Genomic DNA, 223 nt, shown 5'->3' on the forward strand with positions numbered 1-223 from the left:
CCTGTGTCGGTTTGCGGTACAGGCACCTTTTATCTCGCTAGAAGCTTTTCTTGGCAGCGGGGAATCAAAGACTTCGCTCCATAAGGAGCTTCCCCATCACAGCTCAGCCTTCACGATAAGCGGATTTGCCTACTTATCAGCCTAACTGCTTGGACGTGCACAACCAATCGCACGCTTCTTCTATCCTTCTGCGTCCCTCCATTGCTCAAACGATAAAGAGGTG

Annotated in this window: 1 rRNA gene; it reads right to left on the reverse strand. The window is 50.7% G+C overall.

Features of this window, described 5'->3' with window-relative positions:
- Positions 1 to 223, reverse strand: a 23S ribosomal RNA gene (locus tag MR167_RS32580); the annotation flags it as partial.

Source organism: Bacillus cereus group sp. BfR-BA-01355 (assembly GCF_022663675.1).
GTDB lineage: Bacteria > Bacillota > Bacilli > Bacillales > Bacillaceae_G > Bacillus_A > Bacillus_A thuringiensis_S.